This window comes from Entomospira culicis (genome assembly GCF_028748145.1).
Lineage (GTDB): Bacteria > Spirochaetota > Spirochaetia > WRBN01 > WRBN01 > Entomospira > Entomospira culicis.
In genome coordinates this window covers 861016-875802 of sequence record NZ_CP118181.1, presented here as the reverse complement: position 1 = coordinate 875802, position 14787 = coordinate 861016, and the positions used below count along the sequence as shown (strand labels likewise).

13 protein-coding genes are annotated in these 14787 nt (G+C 42.9%); 8 read left to right on the top strand and 5 right to left on the bottom strand.

Going from position 1 to position 14787, the window contains the following annotated elements; translation table 11 throughout:
• Positions 1-18: 18 nt before the first annotated feature.
• Positions 19-735 (bottom strand): Bax inhibitor-1/YccA family protein, encoded by a 717-nt coding sequence (locus PVA46_RS04175; RefSeq protein WP_246226704.1) that lies wholly within the window; start codon positions 733-735, stop codon positions 19-21.
• 111 nt (positions 736-846) lie between these two features.
• On the bottom strand, positions 847-1188 hold the full coding sequence (locus PVA46_RS04170) for a hypothetical protein (RefSeq protein WP_167695503.1): 342 nt from the start codon (positions 1186-1188) through the stop codon (positions 847-849).
• Between the two features lie 177 nt (positions 1189-1365).
• Between PVA46_RS04170 and PVA46_RS04165 the strand changes: the two genes are divergently transcribed.
• The 3 genes from PVA46_RS04165 to PVA46_RS04155 all read left to right on the top strand — a co-directional run bounded on the left by PVA46_RS04165 (position 1366) and on the right by PVA46_RS04155 (position 7090).
• On the top strand, positions 1366-2571 hold the full coding sequence (locus PVA46_RS04165) for an acetyl-CoA C-acetyltransferase (protein WP_167695502.1): 1206 nt from the start codon (positions 1366-1368) through the stop codon (positions 2569-2571).
• Positions 2572-2664: 93 nt separating this feature from the next.
• Positions 2665-3906, top strand: a complete 1242-nt coding sequence (gene sbcD / locus PVA46_RS04160; RefSeq protein WP_167695501.1) for an exonuclease subunit SbcD — start codon at positions 2665-2667, stop codon at positions 3904-3906.
• A gap of 40 nt (positions 3907-3946) precedes the next feature.
• A complete protein-coding gene (locus PVA46_RS04155) occupies positions 3947-7090 on the top strand; it encodes an SbcC/MukB-like Walker B domain-containing protein (protein ID WP_167695500.1) in 3144 nt (1047 codons plus the stop codon).
• Between the two features lie 37 nt (positions 7091-7127).
• Here PVA46_RS04155 and PVA46_RS04150 read toward each other — a convergent pair whose 3' ends face one another.
• Positions 7128-9209: an AMP-dependent synthetase/ligase gene (locus PVA46_RS04150; protein WP_167695499.1), complete on the bottom strand. Its 2082-nt coding sequence runs from the start codon at positions 9207-9209 to the stop codon at positions 7128-7130.
• A gap of 32 nt (positions 9210-9241) precedes the next feature.
• Positions 9242-9817, bottom strand: a complete 576-nt coding sequence (locus PVA46_RS04145; protein ID WP_167695498.1) for a hypothetical protein — start codon at positions 9815-9817, stop codon at positions 9242-9244.
• Between the two features lie 127 nt (positions 9818-9944).
• Between PVA46_RS04145 and asnS the strand changes: the two genes are divergently transcribed.
• The 5 genes from asnS (at position 9945) to PVA46_RS04120 (ending at position 13644) form a co-directional block, all read left to right on the top strand.
• Entirely contained in the window at positions 9945-11339 is a 1395-nt protein-coding gene (gene asnS, locus PVA46_RS04140) for an asparagine--tRNA ligase (protein ID WP_167695497.1), read from the top strand.
• Between the two features lie 111 nt (positions 11340-11450).
• Complete coding sequence (locus PVA46_RS04135) at positions 11451-11990, top strand: NTF2 fold immunity protein (RefSeq protein WP_167695496.1); 540 nt, start codon at positions 11451-11453, stop codon at positions 11988-11990.
• Between the two features lie 23 nt (positions 11991-12013).
• Entirely contained in the window at positions 12014-12373 is a 360-nt protein-coding gene (locus tag PVA46_RS04130; RefSeq protein WP_167695495.1) for a hypothetical protein, read from the top strand.
• Positions 12374-12431: 58 nt separating this feature from the next.
• Entirely contained in the window at positions 12432-13319 is an 888-nt protein-coding gene (locus PVA46_RS04125) for a hypothetical protein (RefSeq protein WP_167695494.1), read from the top strand.
• 40 nt (positions 13320-13359) lie between these two features.
• Entirely contained in the window at positions 13360-13644 is a 285-nt protein-coding gene (locus PVA46_RS04120; protein ID WP_167695493.1) for a hypothetical protein, read from the top strand.
• A 302-nt stretch (positions 13645-13946) separates the two neighbouring features.
• Here PVA46_RS04120 and PVA46_RS04115 read toward each other — a convergent pair whose 3' ends face one another.
• Positions 13947-14729 (bottom strand): endonuclease/exonuclease/phosphatase family protein, encoded by a 783-nt coding sequence (locus tag PVA46_RS04115; protein WP_167695492.1) that lies wholly within the window; start codon positions 14727-14729, stop codon positions 13947-13949.
• Positions 14730-14787: the final 58 nt, after the last annotated feature.

The window sequence follows — 14787 nt, the reverse complement described above, 5'->3', positions numbered from 1 at the left end:
CTTTTGTTATGGTTTCTATTAATCTCGACGTGATAAGAGGCGTAGCATGAAGAGGAAGATGTTGATAAAGTCTAGGTAGAGGGTAAGCGCGCCCATAATGCCAAGACGACTGCGAGTCTCGTGATCGTCTAGGGGAACTTGTTCTTGCCAGCTAGCGATTTTTTGGGTGTCATAGGCGGTAAGTGCGGTAAAGATAACCACTCCCACAAAGGAGATGATATAGTCGAGCGTACTATTACCCAAGAACATATTGATGAGTATCGCAATCACTAATCCCCAAACCGCCATACGAGCAAAGTGCCCAATACTGGTAAGATCGCTACGTGTCATTTTTCCAAAGAGACCAGCGCCACCAAACATTGCTGCCGAGGTAAAAAATGCGGTGTAGAGCTGATTCGCGGTGTATGCTAAAAAGAGAATCGAGAAGGTGATGCCCGTAAGCGTTGCATAGAGAATGAAGAGTCCCTTGGCCGTGGAGGCGCTCATCTGAAAAATACGTGCGCTAAGATACATCACTACGCCAATTTGGGCAACCATTAAGAGGATGGGGAAGAGAGATCCCTTGCTTAGATAGCCACGAATAAGCGCATCATTACTAGCGACAAAGAAGGCAACGCCTCCGGTAATAGCAAGCCCAATGGCCATCCATAAGTAGGCGACGCTTAGGAGCGAGCTGGTTGCTGTTTGATAGCCCTCCATCTCGCGAAAACGATTAGACTGACGGTTTCTGTCCATAAAGTTAACTCCTTGTTTATTGCAGAGAGAGGAGACTCTTTCTACATATTAATAGTATTAGACAAAATAAGTATACAATAACTCGCCACATTTGTCAAAGCGTTTAGCCATTTACCGCAGAAGATTTGCAAGAAGACTTTGATTCATTGCACGTATGGTGGCAATTTGGGGGTGCATAACAATAAAGAGCGTTTGCCTCTCTTGCGCGAGGCTAATGTGGTGGATAAGCCAGCCGTGAAGCTCAAAGTAGAGGAGGATGACGAGGAATTCTTGGCTAACTAACGCTTCGTCGTTGAGCAGGTAGGCAACCATCACCTCCTCGATCACTTGGTGCGGTGTGCCGATGCTATCTAATAGCTCGATAATCTGCTCATATTCTAGCGAGATATCTTGACTAAAGAGTGCTGAGGCAGGTACAAGTAAGCAGAGAAGGAGCAGTAATTTTTTGATCATAATTACCCTTTTCTTTTTATGATAACACAGTTGTCGGATAAAAGCAAGATATTTTTGTTATATTTAGATAACTTTTCATTATTTTTGCAAAAATCAATTAAATTATCGATTTTATCTTGATAAAAAATTGATTTTCGCGTATCATAGAGACAATTAGGAAATAAGGAGAATGTCTTTATGGAGAAGGTTTACATTGTTGGAGCAAAGCGTTCGGCAGTTGGCGCATTTTTGGGCGGCTTGAGCACGCTTAGTCCGGGGAAATTGGGCGCGATGGTGGCGAAAGATCTCCTCAAAGAGGCTAAGATTAGTGGCGATGCCATTGACGAAGTGATTGTGGGTAACATCTTGAGTGCCGGTCAAAAACAGGGTGTGGGTCGTCAGGTTTCGATCCTTGCGGGGATCCCACAAGAAGTGCCCGCTTGGTCGATGAATATTCTCTGTGGTAGTGGTCTTAAAAGTGTCATGACCGCCGCCCAGATGATTCAAAGTGGTACGCACCACCTCATTCTTGCCGGTGGTACCGAGAGTATGTCGCAAGCCCCATACACTGTGCCTGCCAATACCCGCACGGGTGCAAAAATGGGTAATCTTACTATGGTTGACACCATGATCAACGATGCCCTAACCGATGCGTTTCACGATATCCACATGGGCATTACCGCCGAGAATATCGCCGCTAAATACAACATCTCGCGACAGGAGCAGGATGCCTTTGCCTTTGAGAGTCAACAGCGTGCCATCAAGGCTTGCGATGCTGGTAAATTTACTTCTCAAATTACGCCTATCGAGATTGTCAGCAAAAAAGAGACTATTCTCTTTGCTAAGGATGAGTACATCAACCGCAAAACCACCCTCGATAAGCTTGGTCAATTACGCCCTGCCTTTAAGAAGGATGGTTCGGTAACTGCAGGCAATGCCTCGGGTATCAACGACGGCGCGGCCTTTATGTTGGTGGCCAGTGAGTCGGCAGTGAAGAAGCATAACCTCACGCCGTTGGTAGAGATTGTTGGCATGGGTACCGCTGGTGTCGATCCGCAATATATGGGATTAGGCCCTACGCCTGCCATCGCTAAGGCATTGAATCATAGTAAATTATCCCTTAAAGAGATTGATCTTATCGAACTTAATGAAGCCTTTGCTGCACAATCCTTGGGCGTAATGCGCGAGTTGATTCAGGAACACGGTGTCGATCAAGCTTGGCTTAATGAGCGTACCAACGTTAATGGTGGCGCGATTGCGATTGGGCATCCCGTTGGTGCTTCGGGTGCACGTGTATTAACCACTTTGATCCACGAGATGATCGCTGGCAACAAGCAACATGGCCTAGCGTCGCTCTGTATTGGTGGTGGCATGGGTGTGGCGCTGATTGTGAAGAAGGTTTAGTTTTTATTTTTAAAGAAGAAAAGAGCCTCTTTTATCGAAAAGGGGCTTTTTTTTTGTCATAAAATCGGCTACAATAGGGGGTAGGAGGCATGCATGCGTAAGCTAAAAGTATTGCACACTGCCGATTGGCACTTGGGTCGTAATCTTAAAGATATTCAGCGTGAGAGTGAATTTATCGATGTGCTCAACCAGCTCTACCAATACTTGGAGCGCGAGCAACCTGATCTGATCTTGCTAGCTGGCGACATTTTTGATAGCAGTTTGCCAAGCATTTGGGCGCAACGTCTCTATTATGATTTTTGTAGCCGAGTGAGTCGATTAGCATTTACGCCTGCGGTGGTGATTACGGGAGGTAATCATGACTCTGCCTTACTCTTAGATGCACCACAACAACTGCTCTCCTCTTTTAATATTTATGTGATAGGTGGTAGCTATCTCGATATTAATAAGGAAGTTATTCCTGTTGACAATCAAGAAGGTGAGCGTATTGCCATTGTCTTAGCCGTGCCCTATCTTCGCGATAGTCAACTCAAACGCGCGAGACGTGCCAGTGAGGTAGAGAGTTGGTCTGAGCAATTGCATGATGCTATGCGTCTGCATTATCAAGAGGTGATTGCCCAAGGTCTCGCGCTACGAGGCGATGCCAATATTCCGCTGATCGCGATGGGGCATCTCTTTATGCAGGGAGGTGTAATCAATGAGCACGATGGCACGCGTCCACCGGTAGGTACGCTAGGTGCTTTTGCTGCCGATACCACCTTTGATGCGATTGATTATCTGGCGTTAGGGCATCTTCATCAGCCACAGATGGTGGGTGGGCGAGAGCATTGGCGCTATTCTGGATCGCTGTTAAAGTCTGCCTTTAGTGAGACGGGGCATGAAAAATCATTGACGCTTATCTCTTTTGAAGGGAAAAAGATAGAGACAATTGAGCTATTACCCTTACAATCTCCCATCCCCTTAATACGACTAACTGGTACATTTGAGGAGCAAGAATTAGCTATTGCTCGTTTAGAAAAAGAGAGCACTAACGTTTATGTAGAGATGCAGGTGAGTGAGCGATTCTTAACGCCAGCGAGTATGTTTCAGTCGCATTTAAAAGAGAAGAGTAGCCCTGTCATGATTCTTCAGTTGACGCGTCTGCAAAAAATGGCCGCGCTTGACATAATGAATCATTTACCACAAAAAGGGATCTCTTTAGCGCAAATTACTCCTATCGAGCTCTTTAAAGAACGCTTGCTTGTGGCTCAGTTAGAAGATTCCGCCTTGGAGCATAAGCTCGAGAAGCTCTTTCTTCAATTAGAAAAAGAACTCTTGGAGCAAGAGCGCGAGTGATTTTTCTGTTTAAAAAAGATATCTTATTTGGAGTAGAATAATGCGAATAGAGTCAGTAACTTTAACGAATTTAGCCTCGCTAGAGGGCACTTGGTATATTCCCCTAAATGAGCTGGCTTACCAAGAGAGTGGCATTTTTGCGATTACGGGGAAGACGGGCAGTGGGAAGTCAACCATTTTAGACGCGATCTGTTTCACCCTCTACCGTGCCACTCCGCGTTTAGGCACAGACATCCAAAAACTTATCTCTCGATCGAAAAATTCAGGTTCGGCACAAGTTGTCTTCATTGTGGAGAATCAACGTTATCGTGCTAGCCATCTCTTTCATAAAGCGGGTAAGAGCGGAAAGGGGAAGAGCTCCACATCCGAACTCTATTTAGAGAATCTTACGAAAAATATTTCTTATATCGATAAGCCGTCTTCTGCCGTAAAACAATATCATGAGCTTATTGAGTCGATTGTCGGCATGACATTTGCGCAATTTCGTCAGAGTATTCTTCTTGCGCAGGGTGAATTTGCGGCCTTCTTAACCGCAGATGCGCATGAACGTGCGAATATTCTTGAATATCTTACCGACAGTTATATTTACGGGAAGATTTCGATTTACGCCTATAACTACTTTAAAGAGCAAGAGCAGAAAGCCAAGAGTTATCAGGAGCAACTTCAGTTATTATCTACAAATAATGAGATCGTGAATCCTACGGAAGAGCTGAATGGGATCAAGCATATACGTAAAGAGAAAGAGCAACATTTAGCGAGTCTTCAGCAAGAAAGCAAGAAGCTTACGGCACAAATAGATACGTTGATACGTTGGTCAGAGGAAGAGGAAAAACTAAAAAATTATCAGCAAGCGTTAGCAATTCTGAAGAAAGAAGAGGAGATAAAAACGCATAATTATCAACATTTTCTAAAAGAATTCGATATTTTTCAGCATAATTATCCTCTCCAAGAGAACCATTTAACCGCTGGTATTGCATTGCAATCACAGATAGCACAGGAGGAAATACGATTATCCGAAAAATTAGTGAATCAACAAAAAAGAGAAGAGCTATTAGGCGAGTATCATTCTAAGTTTGATAGGATACTAGAGGAAAAAAAGATGCTTGAGCAAGAGTTATCCCATTTGTCTGCTCAAATGCCTAGCAAAGAGAGCATCTTTACCCATGAAAAGATATCTGCCCTGCAAGTGAGTAAAGAGATCTTGACGAAGATGTTTACGCAATGGCAGAGTGCAGAAATGAGGTGGTTGTCGCCAGAAAAAGTAGAGGCATGGGCTGATTATCGAGAGGCGAAGGAACAATTAGCACGATGGATTGCGCCAGAGTATTCGCTTGAAGTGCATGAAAAAGCGTATTTATATCATCAAGAATGCGAAAAAATCACTCTTTTTGAAGAAGAAATTAGCGCGTATCAGTGTGAAAAAGAGAAAATTTCTGTAGAGTTGGGGGAGTTATCTCATCTATTAGAAAAGCGAGAGATAGAGCAATTTAGTTATTCAATGAGTCTTAAATTTTTTGATTATAAGAAAAATTTATTCGACAAAGATTCTTGTCCTTTATGTGAGCAACCGCTCTTGCATCTTCCGGAGTTTAATGAAATGAAGAAGCAGGAGATGGAGCGGCAACTTCATGAGACAGAAGAATTTATCTCGAACATGCAATTGCATAAAAAAACGCTAGAGGCTCAATTTTCTCGACTAGAAGAGCGCATAGAAAGTCTACATCGACATCTACAGTCAGTAAATTTGCTCCTTGAGGATCTTCGGAAAGAGCTTCCATCGCCACTTAAAGAGATCTCTTTTGAAACAATGCAGGCTATGCATCAAGAGATTATTATGCATGAAAAAAGAGGTGAGTTACTACGTAATAAGGTTAGCAAGGGACTCTCTTTGGAGTATGAATATCAAAATTATTTAGATATTTGCAATGAATTTACTGAATTATTCCATAATACGGTCGCCTCCTCGGTTGAGTTTTCTCTAACCAATAATCTTATAGATGATTATTCGCGTTATCAAGAGTATCTCACGGAAACCTTTCTTGCGTATGATCACTATCTTAAATACTTACAAGATGCGGAGCATTGTAGAAAAAAAATCGAACAAAATGAACAAGAAACGATCTATCTACAAGAAAATATCGATAGAACCATGCGTGAATGTGAAGAGCTTCGTGGTGCGATCGCCAAGGATAGCACCTCCTTATCCGCACAACGACAATCGTTTGATATGCTTTATGGAGAGGCGGATATTGTCTTATCTTTATCGCAGTTAAGAGAAGAAAAAGAACGCTTTGTGCAACAGCATGATTTTTTGAATCACGATAGAATCATTGCTCAAGAGAAGTGTGAGCAACAGAATTTATGGATTAAGCAATGTAAAGAACAGATAAATAACTATAAAAATAGATATGAATATTTGAGTAATTATTCTTTTTGTTCGAGTGAGATTGCTACAATACTATTAGAGCTAAATCGTTTACTTGAAAAAAATAAGCTAGACCATGAGCAAATAGTTACTGAATACCATAAGTGTATACGGCAAGAGGGCGTATTAGATGAGCAGTTGCGTGCTTTTATGGCGCGTGAAGAGAAAAATCGCCAATTAATGGTAGAATATGACGCATTTTTAGCAGATTTTGCCGTAGTGCAAGAGATGAATCGTTTAATAGGGTCGGCTGATGGGAAGAAGCTGAAGAGTTTCGCCCAAGCATTAACGCTTGAGCAGGTCATTCTAATGGCAAACCACTATCTCTCTTTTATGCAAGATCGTTATAAGCTTGCCCGTAATGAGGATGAGTCCTTGCACTTGGTGGTTATCGATCTCTTTGATGGTGATCGTAGGCGCGAGACCCAGACGCTTTCGGGTGGGGAGAGATTTATTTTGAGTCTGGCACTGGCGCTTGGCTTGGCGAATTTGGCAAGTGAAAAAGTGAAGATTGAGTCATTCTTTTTGGATGAGGGATTTGGTTCTTTAGATCAGGAGTCGTTGGATTTAGTGCTTAATGCGTTGGTCTCTTTGAAGGATATGGGAAAAATTGTCGGGCTAATTTCGCATGTCGAGACGCTAAAAGAACGTATCGATTATAAAATTGAGGTGCGAAGTTTAGGCAATGGGCGCAGTGAGTTGCGTGGCTTGGGGGTAGAACTCCGAAAAGAGTCGGTTGGTCAAAAAGAACTTTTTTAGCATCAAAAAGGGGAGAATTTCTCCTCCCCCTTTGAGATTATTTCTCCTCTTCTTTCGCGTTTAATCGGGCAACCACTTGCGTTAAAAGCTCTATATTTTTCTGGTTGATGGGTTGTTTCCCTGCATCGCTGTACATGTAATCGATCTCATTTTTGTACTTTTCAAGCACTTTAAAACGCACCACTTTCATGGTACTATTCACTTCAAAAGGCTCGTCCACAAGCACAAATGTATTGGGTACCCAAACCTTCGGGAAGGCATCTTTGTAGGTTGCATCGGTGCGGAAGGCAAAGGCATCTTCCTGAATCTCCTTAAGAAGATCTTCTATATTAATAGAATTTTCCTTTTCACTGGAAGAGAGGCTGAAGGCCTCCTTAATGTGTGCATGCCGAACTTTGGAAATACGCTCTTTGAGTTCGCTACCAATGTCGATAGACTTGAGTTTTTTGAGGAGAGATTTCTCTGTCATCTCTTTGATACGTAAAGCAATAGCTTCCTCATTGATGACTAATAATGCTGAGGTATAGGGGCTATGATCGGCATAAAGAATCGCTTGTTGTACCAGCGTAGCGGTGGATTGAATGGCCTCTTCAATCTCTTCTGGACTATACTTTTCGCCCTCTTTACTAATAAGCAGAGCCTTTTCACGTCCCGCGATAAAGAGAAATCCATCCTGATCAACATAACCACGATCGCCGGTGTGTAACCAGCCATCTCGTACTGTTTCGGCGGTTGCTGTGGGATTTTTGTAGTAGCCAAGCATGACGGATTCCCCTTTAACAACGATTTCACCGACCTCGTTGGGATTACAGGTTGTGCCATCTTCACGAACGATTTTTCCATCGAGTGCTTTGAAAAATTTACCTACCGAGCCGATCTTCATTGACTTTGGCTTACTGCCTGTAACCGAGATGACAGGTGAAGCTTCCGTCATCCCATAACCGACATAAAAGGGAATGCCAACTGCCCAGAAGAATTCTTGGAGTTTTCGATCGATGAGTGCACCGCCACCAAGAAGCATATCGATGGGTAGTGCTTTGCGAATTTTAGGAAAGATCACTTTGTTGCCTAAAAGACGCGGGACAAAGGTTGTCATACGGGTAAGCATCGAGGGGCGATGGTAGAGATCCCCGTTGTAGGCGATGCTAGCGTTGAGTGCCCAGTGAAAGAGGGTATTAGGAACTTTACCTTGAGACTCAATGGTTTGGAGAATTTTTTTCATGAAATTTTGCGCCAGAGCAGGCACAACCATGAGCATATGTGGCTTTACTTCTTGAATGTTCTCTGGAATGGCACGAATCATGCCTGGAGCGCCACCGCGTGCATCCAAAAAGTAGAGTTGGGCGTGTTCGAGCATCCCGATATAGATACCTACCGTATGGGCGAACGCATGATCGACGGGCAGGATAACCAAAAGCGTAAATTTCTCTGGTGCAGGAAAGTAGTGATAATCAGCCGGATACCCACTGTTAACGTAGTAGTTTTTATGGCTAAGCATGACACCTTTGGGGTTTCCTGTGGTACCAGAGGAGTAGCTAATGGTCGCAAGATCGTCTTCTTCCACGCGAGCCATAATGGCTTGTTGCTCTTGAGCGAAGGTCTTATCGCTAAGTAATTGCGCACCTCGGACCAAGGCATCGTCAAAGAAGAAGATATTCTCCTTAGCTAGCTGCTTATCGGCAACAATTTGGTCGACGACACCGCGATCTTCATCTATATAGATGATCTTAAGATTTTTAAGCGTTTCTTTCGCTAACTCTTTAACCTTATTGATCGTCATTTTGGAGCAGGCAATCACTTGACTCTCGGAGTGATCGATACGAAACTGAATCTCCTCAACGAGGAGTTTAAGGGAGAGGGGTACTGCGATACCGCGATTGTGGAAAATTCCTAACTCGCTGATTGCCCACTCAGGACTCCCTTCGGCTAAGATAGCAACCTTCGCTTTATCGGCTAGGTGAAGCTCTCCTCGTAAAAATGCGGCGAATGCGAGCGCTTTTTCTTGCACTTGCTTAAAGGTTTCGCCTTTCCAGCCTTGCGCGGTTTTTCTATAGAGAAAGAGCGCATCAGCGGAGTAGTCTACCGCCGACTGGAGCAAAGAAAGAAGTGTTTTTTTCATAAAAACATCCTTATATAGACAAGAAATAAATTTTAGCGAGAGAAATCTTGCAATATCTGGCTAAGTTCTTGGCTTTGAATAATGAGTTCCCACTCTACGGAGGCAAGATTTGGGTAATGTTTTACTAAATTATCGATGCTTTGCGCATGCTTGGTGATGAGCAGAAGGTCTTCAATTTTAAGAGGATCCAGCCCCGTAGCGAAGGCAAGTTGCCCTAAGGCCGAAGTTTTTGGATCTAATCCATTGAGTTGGAGATCTTGTTGAATTTCTAGCAGACGTTGGGCGGTAATAAAGTCGCCTACGATGGGTTTTCTAAGGTTTTCTTGTGGAAGTTTTAAATAAGAGGCGATAAAATCACGGCGCTCTTGGTGTGTTGTGAGTTCAAATAGCTCTTTATAGGCTACTTTGGCGGCCACAAGATGATGCTGATGGGTGGTGGGTGCATAGCTGTAGCTAAAGAGTCCTAATCGCGAATCTTCTAAGGGCAAGCGCACGATTTTTTCTTTATGCATTTTATTGGAGTAAAGGCTAAGGCTCGTAATAATAATCAAAAAGAGCACTCCTAGTAGAAGAACTTTTTGGCGATTACTTTTCTGTGGTTTGAACATGCATACCATCCTCACTAAGATCATAATAATGTATAGAGAAGGATATGTCAAGGGGCTTGATTAATTGATTTGAATTAGGTAAAATGAGAGCGTTAGCGTTGAAAATTAATGGTATAGGAGAAGAAAAATGATACGCCTATTACGTGTAAAAGAGGTTGTTGCCGCCAAAGCTATCGGCAGTGAGGTGATTGTTGCTGGCTGGGTGCGCAGTATGCGCGATGCAAAAGAGCTTTCGTTTATTGAGCTTAATGATGGATCGATGATGGGGAATTTACAGATAGTCGTGGATAAAAATAACTTCTCTTATAATGATACCTTACGTGAGGTGAGTACGGGTGCGTCCATTAAGGTGAAGGGCAAGGTCACTGCGAGTGTGGGTAGTGGGCAGGAGATAGAGATTTTAGCAAGCTTTATTTCGGTGTTGGGTAGTGCGCCAAATGACTATCCATTGCAAAAAAAGCGCCACTCCCTAGAATTTTTGCGAGAAATTTCTCACTTGCGATCGCGTACCAATACTATTGGCGCAGTAATGCGGGTGCGCAATGTGGTGAGCTTTGCTATCCATCAATTCTTTCAGGAGCGAGACTTTGTCTATATTCACACCCCCATTATCACCAGTAGTGATGCCGAAGGGGCGGGGGATATGTTCCAAGTAACGACTATCGATATGGATAAAAAAGGCGCTGGTGAGGTTGATTATAGTCGCGACTTTTTTGGCTGTAAAACGCATCTTACGGTGAGTGGTCAACTGGCGGTAGAGAGCTACTGCATTGGCTTGGGGCAGGTTTATACTTTTGGCCCCACCTTTCGCGCCGAAAATAGTAACACCGTACGCCATGCTGCCGAATTTTGGATGATTGAACCTGAAATGGCCTTCTATCAATTAGATGAATTGATGGCGATTTCCCAAGATTTCTTGCGCTATCTGATTAATGCTGTCTTAGAAAAGTGTCCGCAAGAGCTTGAGTTTTTCAACGAGCGGATTAAACCCGGACTCATCGAGAATTTACGCACAGTGGCTACCTCAAACTTTAGCCACATGACCTACACCCAAGCGATTGATGTCTTAAAAAATGCGATTGCCAATCACGGTAAGGTCTTTGAGCATCCTGTTGAATGGGGGATAGACCTCAAGAGCGAACACGAACGCTATCTCACCGAAGAGCATATTCGCGGACCCGTCATGGTTACCGATTACCCCAAAGAGATTAAAAGTTTTTACATGAAGCTCAACGACGATGGGAAAACGGTGCGTGGCATGGATATCTTAGTACCGGGTATTGGGGAGATTATCGGTGGTAGTGAGCGTGAGGACAATTACGATCTTCTCAAAGAGCGCATGATCGCCGTGGGGCTTGATGTAGAGGAGTATGGCTGGTATCTTGATTTGCGTAAGTACGGAAGCGTGCCACACTCGGGCTTTGGCTTGGGACTAGAGCGCTTTGTGATGTGGGTAACGGGCATGAGCAATATCCGCGACGTGATTCCGTTTCCACGCACCGTAAAACATTGCCAGTTCTAACGTCACATTCATAAAAAAGATCGATGATATTGATGCTTGCCTAGATGGTGAGCATCATTTTCTATTCACGCTATATTATAATGTAAAGGGAGAGGGTGTAAGGGGAGAGGAATGAAAAAGATTTTATGTTTATTTTTAGTGGTAATGGTTAGTATGGGTATATTTGCGCAAGATACCTACCATCCCTATCGCTTAGAAAAAGATGTGGTGGCTAAGGAGCTAGCGCTGTTGTACTTGCGTCATTTTGGTATGGCTATTGAGAATGAGGATGACCCAGATACCTTTGAAGTGATTCTCGATATGGACGAGGAGATCTGGTTTTTTTACTACGAAGGCTTCGAGATGCTACAACTGCATAGCCATGACGCGCGTATCTTGCGGATGGCGGTGTTAGAGGGGAGCGAGTACGAGGCGCAGGTAAAACGCGATGGCTACCTCTATGATCAACCGTTGGCGTTAGCCGTTGCTAGATTAATTTGGGTGGATGTTTATGGTCAACGCGTACTCAACCAAGAACCGTTTCGTGCTAGCCAGCAAGCAAAAATCTGGCTGATTCGTGGTAGTTTACCCACAGGCATGGACGGTGGCGTGCCTTACCTTCGTCTTCGCCAGAGTGATGGTATGATTCTTGGCCATAGGCACGATCAATAGTATGTTGAGAGAAGGGGTATATCATGAAAAAGAGTAGAATACTGATTTTACTGGGCGGTCTCTGTTTAATCCTAGCTTACATTCTATTTAAGGAAAGAGAAGATACACGCGCACTCAAGGTGATATCGCGAGAAGAGGCAAAACGACAAGAGAGTCTCGAACTTTTCCTCTTGCGTGGGTCAGAACTACCCAGCGATATTACCCATGCTTGGCAGGAGCGTCTCACCCAGCTAAGTTCCATCTATAGTAACGAAAAAGGCAGGCACTATAGAAGAATCGCGTTGCATCTCATTGCGCTCAATGGTATGATACTGGTTATTGCTTTTCGGCGCCGGCTTGGCACAAAATTTGGAGATAAAACATGCAAAAGGAATATTGGTTAGTAAATAAATAATAATAAGTTTTATTCATGCCGATATATTATCATGTGAGGAGGAGAAGATGAAAAGAAGTCGTATTTATTGGGTTTTTGGGTTGATGGTTTTATTGATCGGTTGTCAAAAAAGAGTTGTAAATGAACAAGTTAAAGAGGAGATCAAACCTATAGAGATGGTAGTTGATAAAGCAGAGACTATTGTTGTAGATACCTCCATGACAGAGGGACAAATTTTCCTCAATGAGGATGAGATGTTGCTCGCCCTGCAGGGCAGTTGGCTTTGGGTGGATGCACCTAGTAAAGAGATTAATGATTATGCTTGGTTATGGAATACCTCTGCGTACTTTGAGGAGTATAGTTACGGTTTTGTGGTACGCTATTTATTAACCCCAACTTCCATGTTTATAACAAAGTATTTTGGTAAAGTAATGGATTTAGACATGAGTAAATTAGAGATAGATTTAGCTAATAATACCCTTGTTATTGGCTCTTATTATGATGATGAGTATCGCTTGATTTTTCATTTTTTAAGTAAAGAACGCGTGGAGGTGAGTGAACATGGTACGCTTCCTAGTTTATCAACACTTGTAGTTTACGAAGGTCCAACAATTTATGTACCTAATGCAGAAAGTCCAGAAGATATTCTTGTATATGGTTCTGTTCTTCCGTATATTTCTTGGGTATTTTATGACTTAGTAGATGATAATGATGTACGCGCTGAAAGTCCTAATGAGATTAAAGCGCGTCTGAGACTAGAAAATTTTAAATTTAGTATATTTAATCGTTGGTCAAAGGATTTGTCGATAACCAGTTTTATTTTTGATAAAGTAGATGGATTTGCGCATGATGAAAACTATAATGTCTATGATAAGGAGGGTAATTTTTTAATGAATCCCCAGATGATTAGGGAAAATGAAGAACATAACTTACCATATGCTTCTAATATGCAATAAATAAATTAAGTAATATCTTTTATGTATAGAGGATAATCAGATGTTAGAAGAACTTACATATGTTAGCGGGGGATTTTATCTCTTTAGTTTACTTGGCGTGATCAATTTTTATCTTGTTCCGCAAAATTTATATGCCCTCTTTTGGTCTAAGGGTAGGTACGCCAAGGCAACCTTAGAGGCGATGCCTTCTGCTATTACGCGCTATCTGGTGGGTGTGGTGTTGATGGTTGTCGGCTTTCTCTTTTGGATTTTCCATATTGTGATTGGCTTTGAGCTGTATAGCACCACCGTTACTCTCTTCCGTGAGGTATTTTATGCACGATAACGCATCGGAAATTGTTCTGCAGGTGATGGGCGTTGCGGGGCTATTCTTTATTTTCTTTTTAATTTATACTCTTTATCAGAAATTGTATGATAAAGACAAAAAAACATCTCATATTGAGTTTAATCCCGATTTTTTTATTGATGGCACGCTTAGCCCACTTAGGTTATACCTATCGAGGTAATAGACTCACGCCCTTAGCTAAAAACGAGCGCGCTCTGCAAGTTCGGAATAATCTTCTTGCAGTGGGGGTTTTTTTTATTCAAATATTTTTGAGAGAGTTACATGGGCTCTCTCTATTGGGGTTAATAGTTCAGATCAATGTGGACACTTACCGGGTAGTGATCGGAGAGGGAGGTGCCATCGCCTTGTTCGATCCAACGCTCGGGTTTTGTGAAGATGAGGTTCGGATCAATGAAGATATAGTCAATTTTGATAGGATTACCAAGGGTGTGAAACTCGTGGTAGGTGATACCCAGATTCGCTGTAGCATCAACAAGAAAATTATCGCTGGTGAGAAGTTCTACCTCGATGCTATCGGGCGTGGTGTTAAAGTCGCCTAGCAGGATCGCAGGATGGTTGCCGAGATAGTTGTCTAGTTTAATGCGAGATTTAATTAAAGCAATCGATTCTAGGCGTACGTTCTCTACGTTGTGCTCCAAGTGAACATTGTAAAGACGGAAGATTTTCTTACTTTCGAGCTCTTGAAGATAGAGGAGCGTACAGGTACGTGGGCAACACTCGCTCTGCCCAGGAAAGCGACTTGCAGGAATTTCTGGCGTAGGAGAGAGCCAAAAGATCTCCATTTTAATAAGGTTGAATCGATCTTTACGATAGGCAACACAAGTTTGTTCGCCACTAAGATCAACCTCGCGACCAGATCCGAGGATATAATAATCAACAAGGTGCTCTTTAAGCCAGAGAACCACATGGGGTAAGACCTCTTGAAAGGCGATGATATCGGGTGCTTTTTGTAAGATGGTACGCAGGATTAGCTCTTTTCTGTATTTAAATTGATGCTGCCCATCATTGGGCGTGTCGTAGCGTAAATTAAAGGAGACCACGTGCATAGCATACCTCTTTTTCAATGTAAGATTCCTCTATAGTATAAGCCAATTAATAAAAAAAAGCTAGAGGGTTTTGGAT

Excerpts from the sequence above, each read along its gene's own strand:
- PVA46_RS04120 (WP_167695493.1), top strand. The coding sequence starts at position 13,360 with ATGTTAGAAGAACTTACATATGTTAGCGGGGGATTTTATCTCTTTAGT.
- PVA46_RS04135 (WP_167695496.1), top strand. The coding sequence starts at position 11,451 with ATGAAAAAGATTTTATGTTTATTTTTAGTGGTAATGGTTAGTATGGGT.
- PVA46_RS04175 (WP_246226704.1), bottom strand. The coding sequence starts at position 735 with ATGGACAGAAACCGTCAGTCTAATCGTTTTCGCGAGATGGAGGGCTAT.
- asnS (WP_167695497.1), top strand. The coding sequence starts at position 9,945 with ATGATACGCCTATTACGTGTAAAAGAGGTTGTTGCCGCCAAAGCTATC.
- PVA46_RS04125 (WP_167695494.1), top strand. The coding sequence starts at position 12,432 with ATGAAAAGAAGTCGTATTTATTGGGTTTTTGGGTTGATGGTTTTATTG.
- sbcD (WP_167695501.1), top strand. The coding sequence starts at position 2,665 with ATGCGTAAGCTAAAAGTATTGCACACTGCCGATTGGCACTTGGGTCGT.
- PVA46_RS04145 (WP_167695498.1), bottom strand. The coding sequence starts at position 9,817 with ATGTTCAAACCACAGAAAAGTAATCGCCAAAAAGTTCTTCTACTAGGA.
- PVA46_RS04155 (WP_167695500.1), top strand. The coding sequence starts at position 3,947 with ATGCGAATAGAGTCAGTAACTTTAACGAATTTAGCCTCGCTAGAGGGC.
- PVA46_RS04130 (WP_167695495.1), top strand. The coding sequence starts at position 12,014 with ATGAAAAAGAGTAGAATACTGATTTTACTGGGCGGTCTCTGTTTAATC.
- PVA46_RS04165 (WP_167695502.1), top strand. The coding sequence starts at position 1,366 with ATGGAGAAGGTTTACATTGTTGGAGCAAAGCGTTCGGCAGTTGGCGCA.
- PVA46_RS04170 (WP_167695503.1), bottom strand. The coding sequence starts at position 1,188 with ATGATCAAAAAATTACTGCTCCTTCTCTGCTTACTTGTACCTGCCTCA.
- PVA46_RS04150 (WP_167695499.1), bottom strand. The coding sequence starts at position 9,209 with ATGAAAAAAACACTTCTTTCTTTGCTCCAGTCGGCGGTAGACTACTCC.